Origin of the sequence: Vulcanibacillus modesticaldus (genome assembly GCF_001730235.1) — a bacterium.
Taxonomy (GTDB): domain Bacteria; phylum Bacillota; class Bacilli; order Tepidibacillales; family Tepidibacillaceae; genus Vulcanibacillus; species Vulcanibacillus modesticaldus.
On the sequence record NZ_MIJF01000007.1, the window covers coordinates 19,801 to 46,640 of the forward strand.

The 26,840-nt window shown below is 35.0% G+C and carries 20 protein-coding genes; all 20 read right to left on the reverse strand.

What is annotated here, in order from left to right:
• Positions 1-21 precede the first annotated feature (21 nt).
• Complete coding sequence (pgmB, locus tag BHF71_RS02055) at positions 22-3,033, reverse strand: beta-phosphoglucomutase (protein ID WP_084024101.1); 3,012 nt, start codon at positions 3,031-3,033, stop codon at positions 22-24.
• Between the two features lie 56 nt (positions 3,034-3,089).
• Positions 3,090-4,340, reverse strand: coding sequence for a sugar ABC transporter substrate-binding protein (locus BHF71_RS02060; protein ID WP_069656015.1), 1,251 nt, complete (start codon positions 4,338-4,340; stop codon positions 3,090-3,092).
• 27 nt (positions 4,341-4,367) lie between these two features.
• Complete coding sequence (locus tag BHF71_RS02065; protein ID WP_245683804.1) at positions 4,368-5,429, reverse strand: carbohydrate ABC transporter permease; 1,062 nt, start codon at positions 5,427-5,429, stop codon at positions 4,368-4,370.
• Between the two features lie 7 nt (positions 5,430-5,436).
• A complete protein-coding gene (locus BHF71_RS02070) occupies positions 5,437-6,282 on the reverse strand; it encodes a carbohydrate ABC transporter permease (RefSeq protein ID WP_218064914.1) in 846 nt (281 codons plus the stop codon).
• A 96-nt stretch (positions 6,283-6,378) separates the two neighbouring features.
• The gene (locus tag BHF71_RS02075; protein ID WP_069656017.1) at positions 6,379-7,419 is read right to left on the reverse strand and encodes a LacI family DNA-binding transcriptional regulator; all 1,041 of its coding nucleotides are present in this window, start codon (positions 7,417-7,419) and stop codon (positions 6,379-6,381) included.
• A gap of 108 nt (positions 7,420-7,527) precedes the next feature.
• On the reverse strand, positions 7,528-10,398 hold the full coding sequence (gene uvrA / locus BHF71_RS02080) for an excinuclease ABC subunit UvrA (protein WP_069656018.1): 2,871 nt from the start codon (positions 10,396-10,398) through the stop codon (positions 7,528-7,530).
• 2 nt (positions 10,399-10,400) lie between these two features.
• Positions 10,401-12,383: an excinuclease ABC subunit UvrB gene (gene uvrB / locus BHF71_RS02085; protein ID WP_069656019.1), complete on the reverse strand. Its 1,983-nt coding sequence runs from the start codon at positions 12,381-12,383 to the stop codon at positions 10,401-10,403.
• A gap of 135 nt (positions 12,384-12,518) precedes the next feature.
• The gene (locus BHF71_RS02090; RefSeq protein WP_069656020.1) at positions 12,519-13,178 is read right to left on the reverse strand and encodes an HAD family hydrolase; all 660 of its coding nucleotides are present in this window, start codon (positions 13,176-13,178) and stop codon (positions 12,519-12,521) included.
• Positions 13,179-13,219: 41 nt separating this feature from the next.
• Positions 13,220-14,500 (reverse strand): PDZ domain-containing protein, encoded by a 1,281-nt coding sequence (locus BHF71_RS02095; protein ID WP_069656021.1) that lies wholly within the window; start codon positions 14,498-14,500, stop codon positions 13,220-13,222.
• 123 nt (positions 14,501-14,623) lie between these two features.
• Entirely contained in the window at positions 14,624-16,036 is a 1,413-nt protein-coding gene (locus tag BHF71_RS02100; RefSeq protein WP_069656022.1) for a S41 family peptidase, read from the reverse strand.
• Between the two features lie 93 nt (positions 16,037-16,129).
• Positions 16,130-17,326: a murein hydrolase activator EnvC family protein gene (locus BHF71_RS02105; RefSeq protein ID WP_069656023.1), complete on the reverse strand. Its 1,197-nt coding sequence runs from the start codon at positions 17,324-17,326 to the stop codon at positions 16,130-16,132.
• A gap of 27 nt (positions 17,327-17,353) precedes the next feature.
• Complete coding sequence (gene ftsX, locus BHF71_RS02110) at positions 17,354-18,247, reverse strand: permease-like cell division protein FtsX (protein ID WP_069656024.1); 894 nt, start codon at positions 18,245-18,247, stop codon at positions 17,354-17,356.
• Entirely contained in the window at positions 18,237-18,923 is a 687-nt protein-coding gene (ftsE, locus tag BHF71_RS02115) for a cell division ATP-binding protein FtsE (RefSeq protein ID WP_069656025.1), read from the reverse strand. Before ftsE ends, ftsX begins: the two co-directional genes overlap by 11 nt.
• A 342-nt stretch (positions 18,924-19,265) precedes the next feature.
• Positions 19,266-19,814, reverse strand: a complete 549-nt coding sequence (locus BHF71_RS02120) for a biotin transporter BioY (RefSeq protein WP_425425368.1) — start codon at positions 19,812-19,814, stop codon at positions 19,266-19,268.
• Between the two features lie 172 nt (positions 19,815-19,986).
• A complete protein-coding gene (locus BHF71_RS02125) occupies positions 19,987-20,916 on the reverse strand; it encodes a transketolase family protein (protein WP_069656027.1) in 930 nt (309 codons plus the stop codon).
• Positions 20,909-21,751 carry a transketolase gene (locus BHF71_RS02130; RefSeq protein ID WP_069656028.1) on the reverse strand — a complete coding sequence of 281 codons (843 nt, stop codon included), beginning with the start codon at positions 21,749-21,751 and terminating at the stop codon, positions 20,909-20,911. The genes BHF71_RS02125 and BHF71_RS02130 overlap by 8 nt, the downstream gene beginning before the upstream one ends.
• A gap of 70 nt (positions 21,752-21,821) precedes the next feature.
• Entirely contained in the window at positions 21,822-22,670 is an 849-nt protein-coding gene (locus BHF71_RS02135) for a YitT family protein (RefSeq protein ID WP_069656029.1), read from the reverse strand.
• Positions 22,671-22,716: 46 nt separating this feature from the next.
• Positions 22,717-23,827, reverse strand: a protein-coding gene (gene prfB, locus BHF71_RS02140) for a peptide chain release factor 2 (RefSeq protein ID WP_141705315.1) whose coding sequence is annotated in 2 segments (ribosomal slippage) — positions 22,717-23,751 and positions 23,753-23,827 — 1,110 coding nt in all. Because the reading frame shifts where the segments join, the coding sequence is not laid out codon by codon here.
• Positions 23,828-23,926: 99 nt separating this feature from the next.
• Positions 23,927-26,431: an accessory Sec system translocase SecA2 gene (secA2, locus tag BHF71_RS02145; protein WP_069656031.1), complete on the reverse strand. Its 2,505-nt coding sequence runs from the start codon at positions 26,429-26,431 to the stop codon at positions 23,927-23,929.
• Positions 26,432-26,609: 178 nt separating this feature from the next.
• Positions 26,610-26,840: transposase (locus BHF71_RS12220; RefSeq protein WP_084024109.1), on the reverse strand; the 231-nt coding region annotated here is incomplete at its 5' end.

A 26,840-nucleotide genomic window follows, 5' to 3' on the forward strand; every position in this document is an offset into this window, starting at 1 on the left:
AATACATTATTCTAAGTCGATTTAGCTTTTATTATTTATTGAAAACCTCTGTTTTAATAACTCTAAAGTTAATTCATCAGTATCTTTTACGATCAAATCAGCTTCTTTCATTGAATCTGTTTTTCCTACTCCAATTGCCATCATCTTAGCAGCTTTTATAGCTAATATACCTGCTTCAGCATCTTCAATACCTATACAATTTTGATAAGGTAGATTTAATTCTTCAGCAGCAGTCATAAAGATTTCGGGATCTGGCTTACCTTTTTTAATCTTCGCTGCATCAACTACATAGTCAAAATACTCCTTGATCTGTAATTTATCAATTACTGTTTTTGCATTTTTACTAGCTGATGCTAAAGCAATTTTTATTCCATTCTCCTTAAGTTCCTTTAATAAAGGAAGGATACCAGGTAGAAGATTAGCAGGTGTGATTCCTTGAATCAACTCTAGATAATACTCATTCTTTTCCTTTGCTAACTCTAACTTTTCTTGTTCAGTTAACTTCTTGTTACCTTGGTTTAATATTAGTTCAAGGGATTCAAGCCTACCAATACCCTTTAATTTTTCATTAAACTCACGATCAAAAGGAACCCCTATTTTATCAGCGAGTTTTTTCCATGCCAAAAAGTGATATTCTGCAGTATCGGTAATAACTCCATCTAGATCAAATATAACAGCTTCTAATTTTGGAGTTAAGTTTACTTTTACTTCTTTATCTAATTCCAAAGTAAGTGCTTGATTGAGATGATAAATTGTAATAGGTTCGCCCTCTAATAGTTTATATATCACTTCTTCTTTGGTTATATTTAACTCAATCAACCGTGCTTTAAAAGTTACTTTGAAGCGGTAGCCTTTCCATCCATCTGGTATGATCGGGTTAAACTTTAATTTCCCATCAAAATCTCGTAAGCCAGCGAAACCATATACAATGGACATCCACGCTCCTGCCATTGCTGCAGAATGAATACCATCTTTTACATTACCATTATAATCATCTAAATCCATGCGAGCAGTTTGAGCAAAATATTGATAAGCCTTTTCATCATAGCCAATTTCTGCTGCAATTATACTGTGTATACAAGGTGATAGTGAAGAATCATGAGTAGTGATTGGCTCATAATACTCAAAGTTTCGTTTTTTCTCAGCTAGCGTAAAACTATCACCTTGTAAAAATAAAGCAAGAACTAAATCTGCTTGTTTTAACACTTGATAACGATAAATTACTAATGGATGATAATGTAAAAGTAACGGATAATTTTCTTCAGGTGTGTTTTTAAAATCCCAAACTGCCTTATCTAAGAAACTGTCATCCTGTGGATAAATCCCTAATTCTTCATCATAAGGGATATACATTAATTCAGCAGCTTTTTTCCATTCTCCTACTTCAATATCACTTAACCCGATTTTTTGTACTAGTGCTTCATATTCTTTTGGATATTTTTCTTTGATAAGATTAGCCATCTTATAAGCATATTCTAAATGACTCTTTGCCATTAAATTAGTATAAACATTATTGTTAACTATTGCAGTGTATTCGTCTGGTCCAGTTACATCATTAATGCAAAAACGATTACTTTTTCTTGGATTATAATTTCCTATATCCACCCATAATCTTGCAGTTTCAAAGAGCATCTCTGCTCCTTTTTGCAAGAAAAATTGAATATCATCTGTAGCATCCATATACCTCTTTAATGCATAAATAATATCCGCATTTATGTGGTATTGAGCGGTCCCGGCAGGATAATAGGCAGATGTTTCTGCACCATCAATTGTTCTCCACGCATAAAGAGCGCCTTTATGAGATAGCTCTTTTGCTCGCTCTCTGGCTTTATTTAAGGTATTGAATCGATATTCTAGTAACTTTTTACTTATTTCTGGGTTAGTGTAAAGGAAAAAGGGAAGGATATAAGTCTCCGTATCCCAAAAGTAGTGTCCCTCATATCCTTCTCCGGTTAAACCTTTAGCGCCAATATTCGTCTTACCATCTTTCCCCACAGATTGGAGAAGATGAAATTCATTAAAACGAATACTTTGCTGTAAAGCTAAATCGCCATCTATCTCGATATCGGTGCGATACCAGAACTGTTCTAAATATTGTTTTTGCTGTGCTAACAAGCTTTCAAAACCACTTATTTTAGCTTTCTCAACAGTTTGTTTTGCATTTTCAAGAAGTTTTTCTTCCGGATAATCCCTTGATGTATGATAAGAAATATATTTAGATAATTGAATCTTTTTCCCTTGCTTAGCTTCAACTATATATTTAATAGCTACCCAATCTGCTTCTAGTTCTGATTGCATTTCATATGGATTATCAGTTTCTAGCTCGTTTTCCATTGAACATACTAAAGTAAATTGGGTATTTCTTGTTCTTTGTTTAATTGCACCAAAGGAACCGAATTGTCTTTTATCTTCGGTAATAAGTACTTGTCCGGATAAAACAGAACCAGTACGAGGATCACCTGCTGTAACCTGATTTTGAACTTTACCATTTAATGATGATATTATGGTTATTTTTCCATCAAAATTAAGTGGTAATACTTCATAGGAAATAGCTACCAAATGTTTGTCATTGAATGAAACCAACCTTCTTATATGAAGCTCAATCCGTTTACCTGTTGCTGATTCCCAGGTAACCCTTCTTATTAAAACTCCATTTTTCATATCCAAAATACGTTTATAAGAAAGTATCTTCCCTTTGAACAAGTCAAATGGTTCATCATCAATATATAATTTAATAATTTTACCGTCGGTAACATTTAACATCGTTTGGCTATATTTTGCGTAACCATATGCTTCTTCACCATAAATAATTGGTTCTGATTCATAAAAACCATTTAAATAGGTGCCATTTACCGAAGTTCCTTCTGGTCCAGAATAACCTTCTTCAAAATTACCTCTCATTCCAATATAGCCATTTCCAATTGCAAAAATTGTTTCATCTTGGAGATTTGAATCTACATCAAAGGATTCTTCAACTATTTCCCATTCGCTATATGGATATATTGATTTTTTTCTCATTTTTTCTATTTTCATTGTTATCCCCACTTTTATATCTATGCCGTATCAATAATTAGCTAAATAAGGGTAGATTACTTTTTAAGCTCTTCTAACTTTTTAGCAGCCTCATTTAATACAGTTTTTACGTCTTCGCCATTAATTACTGCCTTTTGGAAAGCATCTAAATAAATCTTTTCAGCATCGGACCAGTAAGGTTTATTACCACGAGGTTCAGCATAGTTTAGTGCATTTTTAATAGCTTCAAAATATGGTTTTTGATAACCTTTTACTAATCCATAAGCATCAGAACGAACTGCTGGCCATGCCAACTCGCTTACCAATAGTTCTTGAACAGGTTTTGACATTAAATATTCCGCGAATTTGATCGCTTCTTCTACTTTCTTAGACCCTTTTGGAATACCAATTACTTCGCCACCTAAAGCATGTGATTCTTTAACTGGGCCACTCCAGCCACTATATGCTTTAATTTCTTCTTTGCCGTTTTTGTAAAATTGCGGAATATAGAATGGCCAGTTAGCTCCAAGATATACACTATCTTTTTCAAGATATTTATTCATTGTATCCCAGTTAGCAGTAGTACTTTGTTCACTTAAATAAGGATATAGTTCTTGCATAAATTCAAAAGCTTTTATACTTCCTTCATCATTTAACACATATGGATCTCCACCTGCTGCTTTAATAAAATCAAACATATGAAGGATATTGTCACCTTGAAGGTTCGCTTTAATTGCTACACGTCCTTGGCCAGTCTTTTCTTTTAACGCTTTAGCTACTTCAAGAAGTTCATCCCAAGTTTTTGGAACTTCTAAACCATATTCATTAAATTTAGCTTCATTATAAAAAGTAATTTCTACGTTAGGACGGTAAGGTAAGAATAATAGTTTACCATCAAATTCAGAAACTTCCATCATTCCAGGAATAACAGTTTCTGGAATTCGATCTTTATAAGCTGACAAATCTTCTACTAAATCACGAGTTACTAAACTGGATAGAGAGTTAACATCTTGAGCAAACATATCAATTGTTATATTTCCAGACTCCACTTGAGCCGTTAATGAATTAATTAAATCTTCCTGCTTTAGTTCAATTGCTTCAATCTTAATACCTGTCTCCTGTTCGAATGCTGGTAAAATCTCGTTTCGGAATAACTCCCACTCTGTTTCTCCCATTCCAAATGCAACTTTTAAAGTCTTAGTTTCTTTTGGTTGTTCTTCATTGTTTACTTGATTTTCATCATTTGTACTTGAACATCCTGTCAATGCAATCGTAGCAATAATCATGATTGCAAAAAATACAGTGAAAAACTTGCGGAAAGATTTCATTTCTCATTACCCCTTTTCGTATATTTTTTATTTAACAGCACCGGATAACATACCGGACTGTATATAACGTTGTAAAAAGAATGTAATTAAGATAACTGGAATCGTTAGTATAGTAGAATAAGCTGCTGCTGTAAAAAATGTTCCAGTTGTGATAACCTCATAGGTTTTTATAGGCAATGTACTAGCGACAGTCGATAGATATCTAGCATAGATAAATTCATTCCACGAATTTAGCCAAACAAATATTGCCCCAACTGCAATTCCCGGAGCAGCTATTGGAAATACAATTTTAGTAAGTGCAGAAATCCGATTAGCTCCATCAATCATTGCTGCTTTTTCAAGATCTCTAGGAATTACATCGAAGGTTCCTACAAGAATCCAAGCTAAAAAAGGTAGATTAGGAATTAAATGTGCTAATACCAATCCTAATGTTGTATCCGTTAATTGCCATGAAAGAAATCTCGTGGCGATAGGTAATGCAATACCTACATCAGGAAACATTCGCGTGAATAACAACGCTAATATAACTGTGTACTTTATTTTTTTAGGGAATCGAGATATCACATACGCAGCCGGTGAAGCTATTAAAATTGCAATAATCGTCGCCAATGTTGCCACAGTTAAACTTTTCCCAAGAGGAGCATACAAATCTCTAACTATATCTTTGCTAAAAAAAGTTTTTGTTGACTCACTTATTTCTCTTAACTTACTTAATTCTTCTAGGTCTAAGCTTATGCTTCTACCATCTTCTAGTTGAATCTTACGTAAAACACCATTGATTGTATATTGATCATCTGGAGTTAAATTCAATGTTGATCCGTCAACTCCACGAAGAGTATACCGATCAGACGAGATATGATATATTACCATACCGTTTTCAGTTTTTTTATCTGCCAGTAAGATATTTTTCCAATGCTCTAAAGTGGCATCATGAATAAGAAAAGTTGGATGATCAGTATTCACTTCCTTAGGTTCACTAATCGAGACCTTAACTAAAATATAAACTGGTGTAATCATCATAATTGAAAATACAATTAACAAAGCATAAATGATTAATCTGGTAAATTTTGTTGGACCCGTTATATGCATCAGGTAACTACTCCCTTTCTTTGCGCTCTACCAAAAACATATAAAAGATGATAAAAATAATTATAATTCCCAAAAGAATAGTTGCTGCTGCCCCTGATTGTCCATATTGATTACGGCGGAAAGTTTCATAGGCAAAAGTAGATAGAACTGGCGCATTTTTACCCGTCATAACTAATGGTAATTCGAAAATTCTAAATGAATCGATAGCTCTTAAGATGACAGCCATCGTGATAGAAGGTTTTAATAATGGTAATGTAATATTCCAAAAAGTAAGCCATTTACTTGCGCCATCTACTGCTGCAGCTTCATATACGTCTTCAGAAATACTTTCTAACCCTGCTAGCAATAACAGTATCGTTAAAGGTAAAACCTTCCACATATCTGCAAAAATAATCACAAATAAAGTCTCTATACCTCCACCTAACCAAAACGGTTGAGTATCAATAATACCGAGGCGATAGAGTAATTCATTAAAATATCCTGTTTGTCCAAATATAAACAATAATGTAGCTCCGGATACTAAAGTTGGAACACCCATAGGTATTAGCATAACAGTTCTAAAAAATCCTTGACCTGCGAATTTTTGTTTCAATAATAATGCAATTATCAAGGCAATGATCAGCTGCAAAATAATTCCTACTAATGTAATGAAAATCGTGTTGAATAAAGCACGTTCAAAATTTATATCCGCAAATAAAATTTGATAATTAATTAAAGATATTTTTCCAGTGCTTTGATCGATAAAACTTATACCTATAGTTTGTAATACTGGAATTAATGTAAAGTAAAAAATATAAAGAACTAATGGTATAAACATCGTTATCTCTAGCCAATACTTTCGGGCAAAGCTCACACTATTTCCCCCTTTCCCATAATTGTCCATATTATTTACTGAAAACGTTTACAATATGCCGAAAAAATATATATAAATCAGAGTTTCTCATCTAATTTATATATTTAATTGGATTAAATTAGAAACTGACTCTCTTTCTATAATTCTATGTGGAATGTAAATTGTATCACCCTTACATATCCTACTATCTTCTTTCTTTTGTTTTTCTATCATCTCAAATAATAATTCAACACCCTGATATCCCATTTGATATAAAGATTGATCAATAGTGGTCAGTGCTGGATTAGACATTTCTGAAATACTTACATTATCGTATCCAATAATTGAAAGCTCTTTTGGAACTTCAATTCCCATTTTACAAGCTCCTACAATACTTCCAATTGCCATTTCGTCACTACTTACAAACACTGCAGTAATTTCAGGATTCTTTGATAGTAATTCTTTAATCGCTTTTTTTCCACTTTCAAAACGATAATCTCCAAAAACCACATTTTCTTCGTTAAATGGGATACCCATTTCCATCAATGTTGACTTATATCCTTCGTAACGCGGTAAACCAGCAATTTTGTCTTCTAAAGGACCGCTAATCATTCCTATATTACTATGACCATTATCAACGAGGTATTTTATAGCATCACTAACAGCCTGATAATCGTTTACCTTAACTGCTGGAAGGTTATATTCTTTTGCCTCCGTAGCTACTAACACAACTGGTACATTTAAACTATATAAAGCTTCGTAATACTCCTTGGTAACCTCTTCGCTAGTGAAAATTACACCTTCAACCTGTTTTTCTCTCAAAAATTTTATGTAGCGTAACATTCTCTCTTTATCTTTATCGGTATTACAAATAAAAACATTACTATTATTTTTATGAACTGCATCTTCCATTCCACGAAAGACTTTAGCAAAGAATGGGTTTGAAACATCCGGAATCAATACACCAATTGTATTTGATTTACGACTAACTAATCCTCGTGCTAATGCATTAGGCTCATATCCCAATTCTCTAATTGCTTGCAGAACCTTTTTTTTGGCCTCTTTAGAAGCTAGTGGACTATTATTAATTACACGGGAAACAGTTGCGATAGATACATTTGCATATTTAGCTACGTCTTTGATAGTTGTTTTCCTCACTCTGTTTCCCCCCTAAAGAATCAAACTAACTGTAAACGTTTACAGCATTATTCTACACCCTATTTTTTAATAGGTCAATAACAATTTTGAACAAAGAATTGTATTTTGTTAAGTAGCTTTAATATATTCATCAATTTCTTTATTGATCCTAGCCCGATCCCTTTCAATTATTTGCTTTAGATATTTACCAGTATAAGAATCCTTTATTTCTACTATTTCTTCTGGAGTCCCTTGGGCCATGATCGTTCCTCCGCCATCTCCACCTTCTGGACCTAAATCTATAATATAATCAGAAGTTTTGATTACGTCTAAATTATGTTCGATAACTAGAACTGTATCCCCATTATCGACCAATCTCTGCAGTACGTTCAGTAACCTTGCTACATCATCCATGTGAAGCCCTGTTGTTGGTTCGTCTAAGATATATAAGGTCCTACCATTACTTCTACGATATAATTCAGATGCTAATTTTACCCTTTGAGCTTCCCCACCAGACAAAGTGGTTGCTGGTTGACCTAATTTTATATAACCCAAACCAACATCATAAAGTGTCTGCAACTTCCTTTTAATTCGAGGAATATTTTTAAAGAACTCTAGTGCATCTTCAACTGTCATATTCAATACATCAGCAATAGTTTTACCCTTATATTTAATTTCTAATGTTTCTCGATTGTACCTTTTACCTTTACAAACTTCACAAGGAACATAGACGTCGGGTAAAAAGTGCATCTCAATTTTAATAATCCCGTCACCACGACAAGCTTCGCAACGGCCACCTTTGACATTAAAACTGAAACGTCCCTTTTTATAACCTCTAACCTTAGCTTCTTGAGTAGTAGCAAATATATCTCTAATATCATCAAAAACCCCGGTATATGTCGCTGGGTTTGATCTTGGTGTTCTACCAATAGGTGCTTGGTCAATCTCAATAACTTTATCTAAATGTTCTAATCCCAAGATCTCCTTATGTTTGCCAGGTTTTTCTTTAGCACGATGTAGTTCCTTTGCCAAAGCCTTATATAAAATTTGATTTACTAAGGTACTCTTACCTGATCCAGATACCCCAGTAACACTGATAAATACTCCAAGTGGAATTTTGACATTAATCTTTTTCAGGTTATTTTCTCTTGCTCCCCTAATCTCAATCCACTTACCATTTGGTTTTCTACGTTGATTGGGAATAGAGACGAACTTTTTACCACTTAAATATTGGCCTGTTAAGGATTTCTCATTAGCCATAACTTCATTAGGTGTTCCAGCTGCTACCACATAACCCCCATGAATCCCCGCACCGGGTCCAATATCAATGATGTAATCGGCCGCTAACATTGTATCTTCATCATGTTCTACAACGATCAGAGTGTTCCCTAAATCACGCATCTGTTTTAAAGTTGATAGAAGACGATCATTATCCCTCTGATGTAATCCAATACTAGGCTCATCCAAGATATAGAGCACACCCATTAAGCTCGAGCCTATTTGGGTGGCTAGGCGTATTCTTTGAGCTTCACCCCCTGATAAAGTACCTGCAGCTCTACTTAATGTCAAATAGTCTAACCCCACATTGGCCAAAAATCTTAGTCTAGCATTTATTTCTTTCAAAATTAGATTAGCTATGGTTTTCTCCTTTTCGGTCAATGCTAATTCCGTAAAAAAACGAATAGCTTCTTTGATCGATAAGTTTGTAACATAAGAAATATCATAGCCCCCTACCTTAACAGCTATTATTTCTTTTTTAAGACGGGTACCCTTACATGATGGACATGCCTTTTGGCTCATATATTTTTCTATATTATCTCTTACGTAATCTGAAGCTGTTTCCTTATATCTTCGTTCAAGATTAGGAATAACCCCGCTAAAGGGGACATTTGCTTCTCTTACAGCACCGAATTCATTTTCATAACGGAAATATATTTTTTCACCGTTTGTTCCATAGAGGATGGTATTTAATTGCTCTTTGCTTAATTTTTCAACAGGTGTATCAAAATCTACCCCCATATGTTCGCATAATGCTTCTAATAATTGAGGATAGTAGGTTGCATTACTACCAGCCCATGGTTCAATGGCACCTTCTTTTAGAGACTTGGTTTTATCTGGTATTACTAAATCTGGATCGATCTCCATTTTACTACCTAATCCATCACAAGTAGGACATGCCCCGTAAGGACTATTAAACGAGAACATCCTCGGTGCCAATTCATCCATACTAAATCCACATATTGGACAAGCTAATTTTTGACTAAATAGTAATTCTTCTTCCCCAATAATATCCACTTTAACCTTACCATCAGCCATATTAAGTGCTGTTTCTAACGAATCGGCTAATCGGGCATCAATCTCCGGTTTTAAAATAATCCGATCGACTACAACCTCGATAGTATGTTTTTTATTTTTTTCAAGAGAAATCTCTTCTTCAATGTCTCTATTTTCTCCATCGATCCGAACTCTAACAAATCCTTTTTTCTTAATATCTTCTAAAACCTTGATGTGTTCTCCCTTTCGTCCTTCAACAATAGGAGCTAATATTTGTAGTTTAGTTCTTTCGGGATATTTTTTGATTCGGTCTACCATTTGCTCAACAGTCTGTGAGCTAATCTCAGTACCATGGGTTGGACAATGTGGTTTACCGATCCTAGCATATAATAGACGCAAATAATCATAGATTTCTGTAATTGTTCCCACTGTCGATCTAGGGTTACGGCTAGTTGTTTTTTGATCGATAGAAATGGCAGGGGATAAACCTTCAATTGAATCAACATCTGGTTTATCCATCTGCCCTAAAAATTGTCTTGCATAAGCAGAAAGGGACTCGACATATCTCCTTTGCCCTTCTGCATATATGGTGTCAAATGCCAGTGATGATTTACCAGAACCACTTAATCCAGTTAATACCACAAATTTATTTCGAGGAATCGATACATCGATATTTTTTAGATTATGAACCCTCGCCCCTTTTATTTCAATCCTATCTCGTCCCATAACTACACTCCTTCTGCTTTGAGCTCTAACAGTATATCCCTTAATTCTGCAGCTCGTTCAAAGTTGAGTTCTTTTGCTGCTTGTTTCATCTCTTTTTCAATTTTTTCAATTAATTTAATCCGTTCTTTTTTACTCATTTTTTTCTGCTTTTTACCTGCTTCGTATTCCGGTTTAGACTCTGCAACCTTAACTGCTTCGATGACATCACTAACCTTCTTACTTATCGTTTTCGGAGTAATACCATGCTTCTTATTATATTCCATCTGAATTGATCGACGACGTTTGGTTTCTTCTATTGCTGTTCTCATGGAATCAGTTATTTTATCAGCATACATTATAACCTTTCCGTTAGCATTTCTAGCAGCACGACCAATTGTTTGGATTAAGGACCTTTCTGATCTCAAAAATCCTTCTTTGTCGGCATCTAAAATCGCAACCAGTGAAACTTCTGGAATATCCAGTCCTTCCCTTAGAAGGTTAATTCCAATCAACACATCAAATTCTCCTAAACGTAAACTGCGAATGATTTGCATTCTTTCTAGTGTCTTAATATCAGAATGTAGGTATTTAACTTTTATTCCTACTTCTTTTAGATAATCTGTTAAGTCTTCAGCCATTTTTTTTGTCAATGTTGTTACTAAAATACGTTCATTTTTTTCTATGCGTTGATTAATCTCACCGATTAAATCATCTATCTGGCCACTAATCGGACGCACTTCTATCTCGGGATCTAAAAGCCCCGTTGGACGAATAATCTGCTCTACTACTTCTGGTACTCGTTCTAGCTCATATGGCCCAGGTGTTGCCGAAACATAAATAATTTGATGAATATGTTTTTCAAATTCTTCAAATTTTAAAGGGCGATTATCTAACGCAGATGGTAAACGGAAACCATGATCTACTAAAACTTGTTTACGTGCTTGGTCACCGTTATACATCCCCCTGATTTGAGGAATGGTTACATGAGACTCATCAATTATCATTAAAAAATCTTCAGGAAAATAATCCAGCAAGGTATATGGAGTTGATCCAGCTTGACGACCTTCAAGATGTCTAGAGTAGTTCTCAATCCCTGAACAAAATCCTACTTCCGCCATCATTTCCAGATCATATCTCGTTCTTTGTTCTAAACGTTGTGCTTCTAAGAGTTTTCCCTGCTTTCTTAATTCCCTCAACCTTGCTTCTAACTCTGCTTCAATACCTTGGATTGCTTTTTTCATCTTTTCTTCTCTGGTGACAAAGTGGGAAGCAGGAAAAATAGCAATATGTTCCCTATCACCGATTATTTCTCCCGTAATTACATCAATTTCACGGATACGCTCAATTTCATCTCCAAAGAACTCTACTCGGACGGCTTGTTCACCTCTTGAGGCTGGAAAAATTTCGATTACATCTCCCCGTACTCTAAAAGTTCCACGAACAAAATTAATATCATTTCGTTGGTACTGAATATCTACTAATTTACGTAATATTTCATTTCGATCCCGTTCCATACCAACCCTTAAAGACAAAACCAAATCTCGATATTCATTTGGTGAACCTAAACCATAAATACTGGATACACTAGCAACAATAATAACATCTTTTCTCTCAAATAACGCACTAGTGGCTGAGTGACGTAACTTATCTATTTCTTCATTGATTTGAGCATCCTTTTCAATATAAGTATCAGTCTGTGGTACATAAGCTTCTGGTTGATAATAATCATAATAACTAACAAAATATTCAACCGCATTATTTGGGAAAAATTCCTTAAACTCACTTGCTAACTGAGCCGCCAATGTCTTATTATGTGCGATAATTAATGTTGGTTTATTTACTTGAGCTATCACATTAGCCATCGTATAAGTCTTACCAGTCCCTGTTGCTCCTAACAGAACTTGATGTTTTCTATTTTTTTCTATGCCATTAACTAAAGCTTTGATCGCTCTAGGTTGATCTCCTTGAGGTTTAAATTCAGATACTAATTGAAAAACTTGTTCCATACTATACTCCTATAAAAAATTAATTTTAATCACAAAGAACAAACGTTCTTAATTGCTTATATTATATCAAAAAAAATTTTTTAATCAAATAATCACACTTGATTGGGCTATTATGGGCAAAAAAAAAGAGCAGTGCTAGGACTTAAAAAGCTCCCATCCTCTCTTTTTGGCAATATCTTTCATTTCATTTGATGGATTTACCACAACCGGATGTTGCACATATTCAAATAGAGGTATGTCAGATTCACTATCAGCATAAGCCCAAAGTTCTTGATTTTCGTATCCATTCTCAGTAATCCATTTTCTCAATTGATTAACTTTATTTTCCCCTTGGTTGATCATCCCTATTTCACCTGTACAGATACCTCTCTCATCAAAAACCAATTTAGAACCGATTGCCGCTAAATCCAAACCTAATCTCGCCACCAAAGTTTGCAAAAATGGTTGTAGAGAAGCTGATAAAATAATAACTTTATCACCGTTATTAATGTACTCTTTTATTTTTTTTAATAATTGTTGATTGATTTCTAATACACTTTCTTCAGCAAGTGCATTAAAATATTCCGCAATTTCATTTTGATGTTTTCCTTTAAAAGTCATGGCAAAGGCTTTAAAAAACTCTATCTTAAATCCATTTTTTCCTTTATGAAAAGCTACAATAGCACCTTTTAGTACTCCTTTTGATATAGTCCACCAATCCTTTAAAGTGAAGTTCTCTTTGGTTGCCTTAACCGTTCCTTTCATTGAATTACCTTCATAAAGTGTACCGTCAAAATCAACAGCAATAATTTTCAAAAAATCACCCCCAAAACTATTATTTGGTATTTACAAGTACATTAAGCACTGTGTGACGTTTTATGAATCTTTTGTTTTAATAACTCTAACAAACTAGTATTTTCAACTTCAATGTAATAAGGAGCATTATCATCAGGAGCTAAGATAATTCCCAACTGATAATGGTCTCCATCATAAATTGAATGTTGGGTAAACTTCAGATGTCCTTCAAGGTTGATAACTTCTAATTTAACAAAAGCCGATTGACGTTGTAGTGCATAGTACAACTCTTCAATACTAGTCACAGGAACGCCATTTACCTTTTTAATTACCTCTCCCGGTTTTATTCCCATGCGCATCGCTATACTATCTGGTAATACAGCTAAAACCTTTAAACCATCTTTAGGGTGCACATAGATTGGCGGCATCGTCTTCTCCTTTTGTTTGCCGAAAAATAGAATAATTTCATGGGCAAATCCTGCAAAAAATGCAGCTACAATCTGAAATGCTACCCACTTTTCAGCGATAAATGCCATCCCTAATAAAACTAGACTGTATAAAAGTAGATAGTTCGAAGTTTTTTTACTCTTTTCAGAGGGAGAATTAACTGAAGTTAAATCGGAATAACCTATCATTGCCGGAACAGGAAGAATGGTTAAGCCAACCCCACTACCGATTAATGGCCACCATGAAAAATCCAACTGAATACCAGCATCAATATTTCCAGTAGAGACAACTAAGAATAATGGTAATAGCCAATAGGATTGAATGTGATGTCCTCCAACTAACTTCCCACGCTTTGTCTCTAAAAACAAAGGTGTTGCCTGTTTACTTGCTTGTAATCTAATTAAGATCGCTTCAACTAAATGCAAAATGGCAACAATCGCTATAATCGAAGGAATTTGAATCTGATTTATTCCTTCCAATATCGGAGTTGTCCACGAAAAGGCCGGATTATTAAAAAATTGGATTTTTGATAAATCAAATAGTTGAAATACTCCAGCAACTACCCCAATTATTCCAGTGGCATATGATAAACAAAGGAACCTTACATTAAAAAGTATTAAGACAATTGTAATTACCCATATTAATAGCGTATCACTTGGATGGAGGACGATTCCTAAAACAATCATTAACGAGGAAGTTATAATTCCACCTAATAATCCATACCCCAAAGAACTAAGTACTTCTTTTGGTAATGAATGAATACGAGAACTAAATAGTTTGCGTTCTAAGGTAATTTGTCTACGATATTGTAAAACTATTATTAATACTCCAACATAAAGCATTGGGTGAAGGAATATTTGAGGAATTTGATTCAATACCCCTATTAAGACTTCCATTCGGCTCCCTCCTTATTTCCATCCTTCCAAAAGAAAAAACCACTATGCATAGAAACTAAATATATACTTTAGTTTCCAACTGCATTAGTGGTATTAATTCGATAAAAGAAAATAGTTTCCTGCCTATTGAATTAATTTTAACAAAGTCTCAATTGACACTTGCAATTGTACATCAGCTTTTGGATCTTTAATTCGTTTAACCAGTGTTTCTTGAAGCATCATTGCTGTTTTTGAATCAACCACACCTGTAACCTCAAGGCCATTAACTTTTTGAAATGCCTTAACTGCTGACTCAGTGCCCTTATCAAAATACCCATCATTTCTACTTGGATTATATCCCAATCCATCTAAGATTAATTGTAGATTTTTTACATCATTGCCATTCATATCTAATTTTAGATTGACATCTTGAGGAAATGGCGTTGCATTGAAATAATCAGGTTGTGTAACCTTAACGTTTGGCACAACACCTTTTTTATGAATCCAATTACCATTTGGAGTCAACCATTTAGCAATCGTTAATTTAATATTACTTCCGTCTGTCATTTCAAATACATTCTGAACTGTTCCTTTACCAAATGATGTCTCTCCAACGATTGGATAATTTCCTGCTTCTTGAAGAGCTGAAGCCAAAATCTCTGATGCACTAGCACTTCCGCCGTTGATTAGTGTCACAATTGGGTACTTAGCTTCATCTAGCTTGGAATTGTATTTTTTTCGGTTCTTATACTTATCTTCTATCTGAACGATGATGCCTTTATTAGGTACTAGCAAGTTTCCAATCTCAACAACACTTTGTAGGTAACCACCAGGGTTGCCTCGGAGGTCGATGATTAATCCTTTTATTTTTTGATTTTCTAGTTCAGTAAGAGCTTTTTTAAATTCAGTGGCTGTTTTTTCTCCAAAGTTAGTTATTTCAATCTTACCAATTAAGCCTTTTCTCGTTGAGATTGTACTTGAATGGACTGTTTGAATTGGAATTTCATCCCTAATAACAGTTATCGTTATTGTCTCAGTAATACCTGGACGGACGATTTCCAATTCAGCCTTGGTTCCCTTAGGCCCTCTAATCTTATTAACTGCTTCATATAGACTTAATCCTTCCAATGATTCGCCATTTACTTTAATAATCTGATCACGTGGTTTAAGTCCGGCTTTTTCAGAAGGACTCCCTTTGATTGGTGCAATAATAGTTACTCTTCCATTTTCCATCGTTACTTCAGCGCCTATTCCTTCGAAAGAGTCCTTTAGAGAACTGAAAAATTCCTTTGCTTCCTCAGCATCCATATATGTGGAATGTGGATCATCTAAAGCCTGAACCATTCCCAAAATGGCACCATCAATTAATTCTTTTTCAGTTTTTTCTTCTACATAATCACTTTTAATCTTCTTATAAGCCTCGGCAACAATTCTTAATTCCTCAGGAAAATCTCCGGATGATAAAGAAGGTTGTTCAACCAATAAAAATGTTGCTGAACTACTAAGAATAATCGTTAATATTAACAAAATAGCTACCGTTCTACCTCTAAACACCATTATTTACGCCACCACCTTTTATTCCTGCTTACATTATATGATGGGCATGTACAAAATATTAATCTTTAAATATAAAGGCGGTAATTACTTGATTTATCTAGGTATATAATCCCACGGACTTACAGCTTTGTTATTCTTTCTCACTTCAAAGTGTAGATGAGGTCCGGTTGATCTACCTGTAGAACCTACTTCAGCAATTTTTTGCCCTTTACTTACTTTTTGCCCAACTTTAACCATAATTCCACCATTTCTGATGTGTGCATATAGGGTCCAAATTCCACTTCCGTGGTTAATGATAACTGTATTACCAAAGCCCCTTACGTACGACGCAACAATAACAACTCCATCTGCTGCAGCAATAATATCTGCTCCATAAAGGGTGGCAGTACCGGGCGCTCTACCTATATCTAACCCTTTATGTCCCTTTTCTACCCCTGTTATTGGATCTTTACGCAATCCAAAGTCGGAGGTAATACGAGTACTAGCGGGAACAGGCCACACAAAAGCTGCTCCATTATACTTCAGTTCATATTGTTTTCTTAAAAGTTCAGCCTCTTTCTCTGCTAATTCATCTAGTAGTTTTTCTTCTTCTTCCTTATATTCTTTTAATTCTTGTTCAGCTTGATTAAGTGTAGCAATCTTAACTTTTCTTTCTTTCCGTTTTGCTACTAAAGATAGTTTAATTTTCTCAGCTTCATCATAGAGGTTTCTTAAATTAGCTAAATGCTCATCAATCTCTTTCTTCTTAGCTTCAATCGTTTTTTTATCTCTTATATTATCTGTCAAAATTTTTCTATCTGACTCAACAATCTTTTGTAACGCCGAAAATCTTTGTAAAAAGTCAGCAAAATTATTTGAACCCAATAAAACTTCTAAGTATTGTACATCCCCTTTACGATACATCAATCGTACTCTAGTTTTTAAGAGTTTTTTTCTTTTCTCAACCCTCTTAGTAGCCTGTTCCAACTCATCAGCTGCCGTCTTAGCTTTAGCTGTTACATCCTCAATTTCTTGTTCTAAAGAGAATAGCTTTTGTTCAGTTTGATCGATCTCTAATTCTATTGAGATAAGCTCCTTTTCGATTTCTTCCTTTTCTTGTCTAATTTCCGCAATTTGGGCATCAATATTCTGAGATCTTCTTGCAGCTTCTTGTTTCTTTTTTTTGATTTCTTGTATCTGCTGATCTAGTTTTTGCCATTCACTTCCAGCTTTCACTTCAAAACCTGGTATTATTAATGTAATAAGCAAAGTGAAAACCAAGACAACTGAGAGCACCCGATTCTTCTTCATAATTACGATACCTCTCCTTTGATCCATTTATATCTTTAAGAAACGATGCACTGACATCATACTTCCCCAGACTCCAATGAATACTCCAATACTAACTAACAAAATAGAAATCTGATAGGCTAGAGGATAAAGTGGTAATAGTTGAAAGAAAGATAATGTTAGATTTGAATTTAATTTTTCCAATAAAAATTCGTAACCAAAAACTATTAAAACGATCGGAACTAATGAACCTAGTATTCCTAGCAAAGTGCCTTCGACAAAAAAGGGCCATCTAATAAACCAATTTGTTGCTCCTACTAACTTCATAATTTCAATTTCTCTCTTTCTAGCATAGATCGTAATTTTGATAGTATTGGCTATTAAAAACATCGCTGTAAAGGATAAACCTACAACAAATATTAATCCTATATGCCTGATCCATCTTGTGACTGCAAATAATTTGTCAACTGTTGTCTTACCATAATCTACTCCAGTAACTAAGTCGATCTTGGTGATTTCCTTTGCAATATAATCAATATTTTCAGGTTTATACGCTTTAACTATAAAAATATCGTTCAATGGATTCTCTTCTTCCAATCCTTCTAACAAATAGGCGTCTTCCCCAAATCTTTCTTTAAGTTGTTCCAACCCTTCTTCTTTTGACACAAATACAACAGATTTTACCCCGTCTATATTTCTAATCTGGTCTTCAATTGGAGATATTTGACTCTCTTCAATACTTAAATCTAGTTCTACAGTAATCTCTACTTGATTTTCTATTACCTCAGCTATGTGGTTGATATTCATTGCCAGAACTAAAAATACCCCTAATATGAGAAGAGTAACAGTTACTGCACTTACTGCTGCAAATGTCATCCAACCATTTCTAACAATGTTTTTTGTACCTTCCTTTAGATGTCTTCCAAATGTTCTAATCCTCATAGCTGTAACCACCTCTATATTCGTCCCTTGTAACTTTTCCGTCCTTGATTACTATTACCCTTTTTTTCATAGTATCTACTATTTCTTTGTTATGGGTAGCCATAACTATTGTGGTGCCACGGAAATTAATTTTTTCAAATAACTCCATTATCTCCCATGAAGTTTCAGGGTCTAAATTACCGGTAGGTTCGTCTGCAATTATAACTGCTGGATTATTAACCAAAGCTCTTGCAATTGCCACACGTTGTTGTTCCCCACCAGACAATTGGTTCGGTAATGCTGCCATTTTATCTTTTAACCCGACTAATTCTAGTACTTCAGGCACCCTTTTTTTAATAGTTTTCTTTGGTGCCTCAATCACTTCCATTGCAAAAGATACGTTTTCATATACGTTCAAATTTGGTAGTAATCGATAGTCTTGGAAGATAACCCCGATATTTCTTCTAAGTTGAGGGATTTGTCTTTCTTTTAATCTTTCTACGTTAAATCCATTTACAAAAATCTTCCCCTTTGTTAAACGTTCTTCTCGGTACATCAATTTAATAAATGTCGATTTTCCAGCACCACTTGGTCCTACAACATAAACAAATTCACCTTTATCGATTTTTATATTTATTCCTCTTAATGCATAGACTCCATTGGGATAGGTTTTCCAGACGTTGAACATTTCTATCATATAATTCACTTCTTTCCTTGTTGTATTGTGTCTTATATTGATGAAATAGAATATTATTGTAATAGATTCTACCTATTATGCTAGATTTTGTTTATTAAATTTCTAATATCGGATAAATAAACTGATAATGTCGATTGAACTGATAATGTCGAATGCTTGTCATTTCGAATGCAATATATTATTATCAATTCGACATATTCTACTGAATTCCTTTTGGTAAATAGAGTAAAATATAAATTCCACATTAATACTATTAAAATCGACATATTTCCCGGGAAAATATTGACGAAGGAAAAGGAAAAAGAGAAAAAATCACCCTTGAGCGGGTGATTGAGTGGCTAATTATTTGTTGATGATCGGATAAGTTTTCTTAAGTTTGATCGCAATCCAGGCAGAAACAAAAGCTTTTATTAAATCTCCTGGAATAAAGGCTAGATTACCAATCAATGCAGGAACTAATTTATATTCAGTTACTGCTACTAAATAAGGAATTCCAATCGCATAAACTACTAAAATTCCACCTATAATATTGAAAATAAATAATTTCCAAACATTTAATTTATCCCAATTCTTTTCTGCTAAATAACCGATAATATAAGCAGCAAGTGGCCAACTTAAAATGTATCCTCCAGTTGGTCCTAATAATTTGGTCAATCCCCCAGCTCCGCCATTTAAGACAGGAGCACCAACAGCGGCTAAAAGGATAAAAACCAATAAACTTAATCCTCCTAAACGAGCACCTAAAACAGCTCCAGCTAACATGACTCCGAAGGTTTGTAAGGTTATCGGTACCCCAAACGGTAATGGGATTGAAGGCATATATCCCAATACTGCAACTAAAGCCGTAAATAATGCGGCAAACATCATATCTCTAATCTTCAAAGCTAACACCTCCATATTCAACTAATCACATTATCATTGATTTAGATCTCATTTGTCAACCAAAAAAATGATATAGGTTAACATTTATTGAACACGTTGCAAAATACACTTTAAATAAAAAAAGAGTATAAAGAAACAAATTTGTCTCTCCATACTCCTTAATTAATTGGTTTAATGTTATTTACTTAATAATCTCTTTAACCTTTTCAATAATATGTTCCTTGGTTAGTCCATATTTTTCTAATAATTCGTTAGGCTTACCTGATTCACCGAAAGTATCTTCCACGCCTACTCGTTTTACGACAGTTGGTACTGATTCAGTAACCACTTCAGCAACAGCACTTCCCAAACCACCATAAATGTTATGTTCTTCAGCTGTTACAATTCCTTTTGTTTCTTGTGCTGCTTTTATAATTATATCCTTATCAATCGGTTTAATTGTTGGCATATTGATTACACGTACAGAGATTCCTTCTTTTTCTAATTCCTTTGCCGCTTCGATTGCAGGACTTAACATAACTCCCATAGCAATAACTGTCACATCAGCCCCTTCGTTCACTACTACTCCTTTTCCAATTTCAAACTTATAGTTTTTATCAAAAACTACTGGGACAGCTGGACGACCTAAACGGATATATACCGGACCATCATATTCAGCTGCTGCATGAATAACCTGTCTTGTTTCTTCAGCATCTGCTGGTACGATAACAGTCATATTTGGGATAGCTCTCATCATTGAAATATCTTCTACAGCTTGGTGAGAAGCTCCATCTTCACCCAAAGTTAATCCAGAGTGGGTCACAGCAATTTTAACATTTAAGTTTGGATAACAAATAGAGTTACGAATTTGGTCTCCTACTCTTAAGGTACCAAAAAGAGCAAATGTACTTACAAATGGAATCTTACCTGCAGTTGCCAACCCAGCAGCAGTTCCAATCATATTCGCTTCAGATATTCCCATATCGAAGAAGCGATCAGGATAAGTTTTCGCAAAATCCGCAGTTTTTGTGGATTTAGATAAATCTGCATCTAATACAATTACATTTGGATTCTTTTCCCCTAATTCAACCAATGCTTTACCATAGGCATCACGGGTTGCAATCTTAGTCATTTTGCTTCACCCCATTTAATTCTTCTAATGCTTGTGCTAATTGCTCTGCATTTGGTGCAGTTCCATGCCAACCAACTTGATTTTCCATAAAGGATACTCCTTTACCTTTGATGGTATTAGCAATGATCATTGTTGGCTTACCCTTTATACTTTTTGCTTCTTGAATTGCGTCACTAATTTGATTCATATCATGCCCATCAATGATGATCACATGCCATCCAAAAGCACGAAACTTTTCATCTACTGGAGCAGGATTCATTACATCCTCGACTCTTCCATCAATTTGAAGATGGTTGTAGTCTAAGAAAGCTGTCAAGTTATCTAACTTGTAATGTGCTGCAGACATTGCAGCCTCCCAAATCATTCCTTCTTGGATCTCTCCGTCTCCAAGTAAAACATAAACACGGTAATCCCTGTTATCTAATTTGCCAGCTAAAGCCATACCATTAGCTACTGATAAGCCTTGTCCAAGAGATCCGGTACTCATCTCAACACCAGGAAGAGATTTTTTGCTTGGATGTCCTTGAAGACGAGAATTTATCTTACGAAATGTCATTAGTTCTTCCTTTGGAAAGAACCCTTTTTCTGCTAGCGCTCCATAAAGAACAGGACTAGCGTGTCCTTTACTCAATACAAAACGATCTCTATTAGGATCCTGTGGATTATTAGGATCGATATTCATTTCATTGAAGTAAAGTACAGTTAAGATGTCTGCAGCCGATAGTGAACCTCCTGGATGTCCAGAACTTGCTTCTGCAACCATCTTAACGATGTCCTTGCGAATTGTGTTCGCTGTCTCCTTTAATGAAGCTAATGTTTGTTCATCAAAAGCCATTATTTTTCCCTCCAAAGTTTTTTTTCAAAGAAAACTGTTAATTATTAATATATTGTTCCCAAAAGTTCCCTTAGTGATTTTTGAAACCTTCTCCTAAAACTTCGTTGGTATTAGTTACGATTACAAAAGCTAAGGGATCAATTAGTTTTACAATCTCTTTTAATTTTGTAGTTTCTTTTTGTTGAAAGACAACCATCAGGACTTGACGTTTTTCCCTAGTATAACCGCCAACTCCATCTAAAATGGTCACGCCGCGGTCCAGATCGCTAAGAATCGCTCGGCTAATTTCTTCCTGTTTATCAGATATAATATATGCCAACTTAGAGTAATTTAAACCCAATTGAACCATGTCAATCGTTTTACTAGTAATAAATAAGGATATCAACGCAAACATGGCATTTTCTAATCCAAAAACGATTCCTGAGGTAAAGACTACTAACCCGTCCATAACTAATACAGAAACGCCTAAACTGATACCAGTAAATTTATGTATTATTTGGGCAGCTAAGTCTGTACCTCCTGTTGAAGCTTTTCCCCGAAAAACTAACCCTAATCCTATCCCAACACTTAATCCCCCATAAACAGCAGCAAGTAATAGTTGATGAGTCAATGGTTGCAAATTCCTCGTTAGATAAACAAACATAGGCAATATTATCGAGCCAGTTGCTGTTTTAACCCCAAATCGTTTTCCCAATATGATTACTCCAGCAATGAACAAGGGGATATTTAAAGACCACTGGGTAAAGGCAGCTTCAATTCCAAATTTATATTCAATGATTGTGCTAAGACCACTAACCCCGCCTGGAGCAATTCCATTAGGGTTTAAAAATAGATTGAACGCTAAAGCAATGATTAATGAACCAGAGATTAATAATCCATATTCTCTTAGATGTCTTTCTTTCACTTGATGTCGTTTCATAATTCATTTCCCCGTCAAGTATTTTATTTGAGCAACCGATTATTATTTAGGTTTTAGAAATCTTATTTCTTAAATAAGCATCTATAAAAACATCTATTTCTCCATCCATCACGGCATTAACATTTCCAACTTCTGTGTTAGTACGATGATCTTTTACCATCGAATAAGGATGGAATACGTAAGAACGGATTTGGCTTCCCCAACCAATTTCTTTTTGTTCTCCTCGTAACTCCGCTAGTTCCTTTTGTTGCTCTTCTATTTGCAATTCATACAATCTCGCTTTTAAAATTTTCATCGCTCGTTCACGATTTTTAATTTGCGAGCGTTCAGTTTGACAAGTTACCACTGTACCAGTTGGAATATGAGTAATTCGAACAGCAGAATCAGTTGTATTAACATGCTGTCCACCTGCACCACTGGAACGGTATGTATCAATTTTTAAATCTTCACCCTTAATCTCAATATCTATGTCATCATCAATTTCAGGCATAACTTCAACAGAACTAAATGAAGTATGCCTTCTACCCGATGCGTCAAAAGGAGAGATTCTAACTAGACGATGAACTCCCTTTTCAGATTTAAGATAACCATAGGCATTATGTCCCTTAATTAAGAGAGTAACACTTTTAATACCTGCTTCATCTCCAGCAAGATAATCTAATATTTCTACCTTATAACCATGATCTTCAGCCCATCTAGTATACATCCTAAGCAACATCGAAGCCCAATCCTGAGATTCCGTACCACCGGCACCAGGATGGATCTCTAAAATCGCATTGTTTTTATCATATGGTTCATTAAGCAATAATTGCAACTCAAAATCGGCAAAGTTTTTCCAGAGTTCTTTAAGACCTTTTTCGATATCTTTTAATATCGATTCATCGTCTTCTTCTATAGCTAATTCAAACATAATTTGTAAGTCATCGTACTGTTCACTTAATTTATCCATCTTTTCAATCTGATCTTTTAGATGATTTGTTTCATTAATCACTTTTTGTGCAGCACTTTGATCATCCCAAAAATCAATAGCGGACATTTTTTCTTCTAGTTCTTTAATCCGAATTCTCTTACTATCTAAGTCAAAGAGACCCCCTGATCTCCGCCAATCTTTTGGCCATCTTTTCTAATTCGTTCTTAATATCACTTTCTGCTAGCATTCCTTTCACCTCTTCTAAAATTCAAGTAACATAATAACACAGTTTTTTTCATTATTCCAATTAAAATTGCAATCAAAAAGGGAGCAATAGCTCCCAATTTTATGCCTTGCCGTGACAATGTTTGTACTTCTTACCGCTTCCACAAGGACAAGGATCATTTCTTCCAATCTTCTTAGATGCCTTTATTGGCTTTTTCTTGTTATTTTTTTCACCTGAGCCAACAGCTTGACCAACTGCAACTGCTTCCCGTTGTAAATTATCATGGATTTGTGCCTTCATGATATATGTTGCAACTTCTTCCTCAATCGCTTGAATCATCCCTTGGAACATCTCAAATCCTTCTTTTTGATATTCCTGTAATGGATTAGTTTGACCATATGCACGCAGATGGATACCTTGCCTTAACTGATCCATTGCATCAATATGATCCATCCATTTGCTATCGACTGCTCTTAGTAGGATAACCTTTTCGAACTCACGCATATTTTCGCCAAGTTCTTCTTCACGTTTGCTATATTGCTTTTCAACCTCTTCGCGGAATAGCTCAATAATCTCTTCCGGTTCTTTACCCCAAATATCTTTTTCTGTTAACGCACCTTCATTTAAGAAAGTTCTATTGGCATGTTCAATAATTGCTTTTAAATCCCATTCTTCAGGCACTAATTCTGTAGGACAATGTAAGTTCACAAGACGTTCAACAAAATTCATAATCATGTTAATGATTACTTCACGTAAATTCTCACTTTCTAACACTTCACGTCGCTGACTATAAATTACATCACGTTGTTGGTTCATTACATCATCATATTGTAATACAACCCTTCTTACATCAAAGTTATGACCTTCTACTCTCTTCTGTGCTTGTTCAATCGCCCTACTAACCATCTTGCTCTCAATCGGTTGATCTTCATCCATACCTAACTTTTCCATCATACCCATAATGTGATCAGAACCAAATTTTCTCATCAAATCATCTTCTAAAGATAAGAAAAATTGGGTTGAACCAGGATCCCCTTGACGTCCTGAACGTCCTCGCAACTGGTTATCAATCCGTCTACTTTCATGACGTTCGGTACCAATGATATGGAGTCCACCTAATTCTTTGACGCCTTCGCCAAGAACGATATCAGTACCACGTCCAGCCATATTTGTTGCGATTGTTACCATTCCGAGTTGTCCTGCTTGAGCTACTATTTCAGCTTCCATTTCATGGTATTTAGCATTTAAAACATTATGTGGAATTCCTTTTTTCTTTAACATATCGGATAATAACTCGGATTTCTCAATAGAAACTGTACCCACCAGTATAGGTTGCTTCTTATGATGACGATGTACTATTTCTTCAACAACCGCCCTGTATTTTGCCCTCTCTGTTTTGTATACTACATCTGGTAAGTCTTCACGAATCATTGGTTTATTGGTAGGGACAACTACCACATCTAAACCATATATTTTACGGAATTCTTCTTCTTCTGTTTTTGCAGTACCCGTCATACCAGCAAGCTTTTGATACATTCTGAAATAGTTTTGCAAGGTGATGGTAGCTAAGGTCATACTTTCATTTTGCACTTTTAGTCCTTCTTTAGCCTCAATGCTCTGATGAAGCCCATCACTATAACGACGTCCATGCATTAAACGACCAGTAAAATCATCAACAATGATAACTTCGCCATCCTGAACAACATAATCTCGGTCTCGTTTCATCAAAACCTTCGCCTTTAATGCTTGAGTAATATGATGATTTAAAGTCATATGGTTTGTATCATAAAGATTCTCGATTCCAAAGGCCTTTTCAGCTCTTTCCACACCAGCTTCCGTTAAAGATACTGAATTCGCCTTTACATCAACAACATAATCCTCTTCTTCACTCAAACCTTTGACAAAATGAGCAGCGGCATAGTACAAGTCTGTGGATTTTGAAGCATGTCCAGAAATAATCAATGGTGTCCTCGCTTCATCAATCAAAATACTATCCACTTCGTCGATAATAGCAAAATTTAAGGGACGCTGCACCATCTGCTCTTTATACAACACCATGTTGTCCCTTAAGTAGTCAAAGCCAAACTCATTATTAGTACCATAAGTAATATCTGCCGCGTAAGCCTGTTGCTTTTCTTGAGAAGTCATATCATGGAGATTCAAGCCAACGGTTAATCCAAGAAATTCAAAGATTTGTCCCATTTGATTTCTATCACGTTCAGCCAAGTATTCATTAACCGTAATTATATGAACTCCTTTACCTGTTAAGGCATTTAAGTATGCTGGTAAGGTAGCGACCAATGTCTTACCTTCACCTGTTTTCATTTCGGCAATTCTTCCCTCGTGAAGGACTATCCCACCGATTATTTGGACATCAAAATGTCTCATTCCCAGAACCCTTTTCGCAGCTTCCCTAACCACGGCAAAGGCTTCCGGTAAAATGTCATCTAAGTTTTGTCCATTATTTAATTTTTCTTTGAACTCTGTAGTTTTATCTTTTAGTTCGTTATCTGATAAAGAACTAATCGAATTTTCCAGTTGGTTAACCTTCTCAACAATCTTGCTAAGTCGCTTTATCTCTCTATCGTTGGCATCACCAATTATTTTTTTTATCAAACCAATCATTAAAAAACATCTCCTCTCAATATTGAAACAAAATACATACATTCCGATACCACGAAAGATTACATATTTACACCATTATACAACAAATATTTTATTTTAAAAAATCTTATCTCTTCAGCTTTTTTATATGCAAAAACCAGACAGAGTTTTCTCTGTCTGGTCAGACTGAAGACTAACCTCATGCTAAATTACCTAGTATGAGGTTATTTTTGTCAAAAATGCTTAAAATCTTGGATGAAATAAAAAATTGAGAGCGATTCGGACGTCTCTTCCACGTCCAATTCGCTAGCTTTTTCAAATTCATGGCAGCAAAAACTAACATCGCCTGCATCGAGACTTTTTTCAAACCTCTTAACGTAGTCCAACGCAAACCATGTTTCTCTTTCATATCTGCAAATACTCTTTCTAT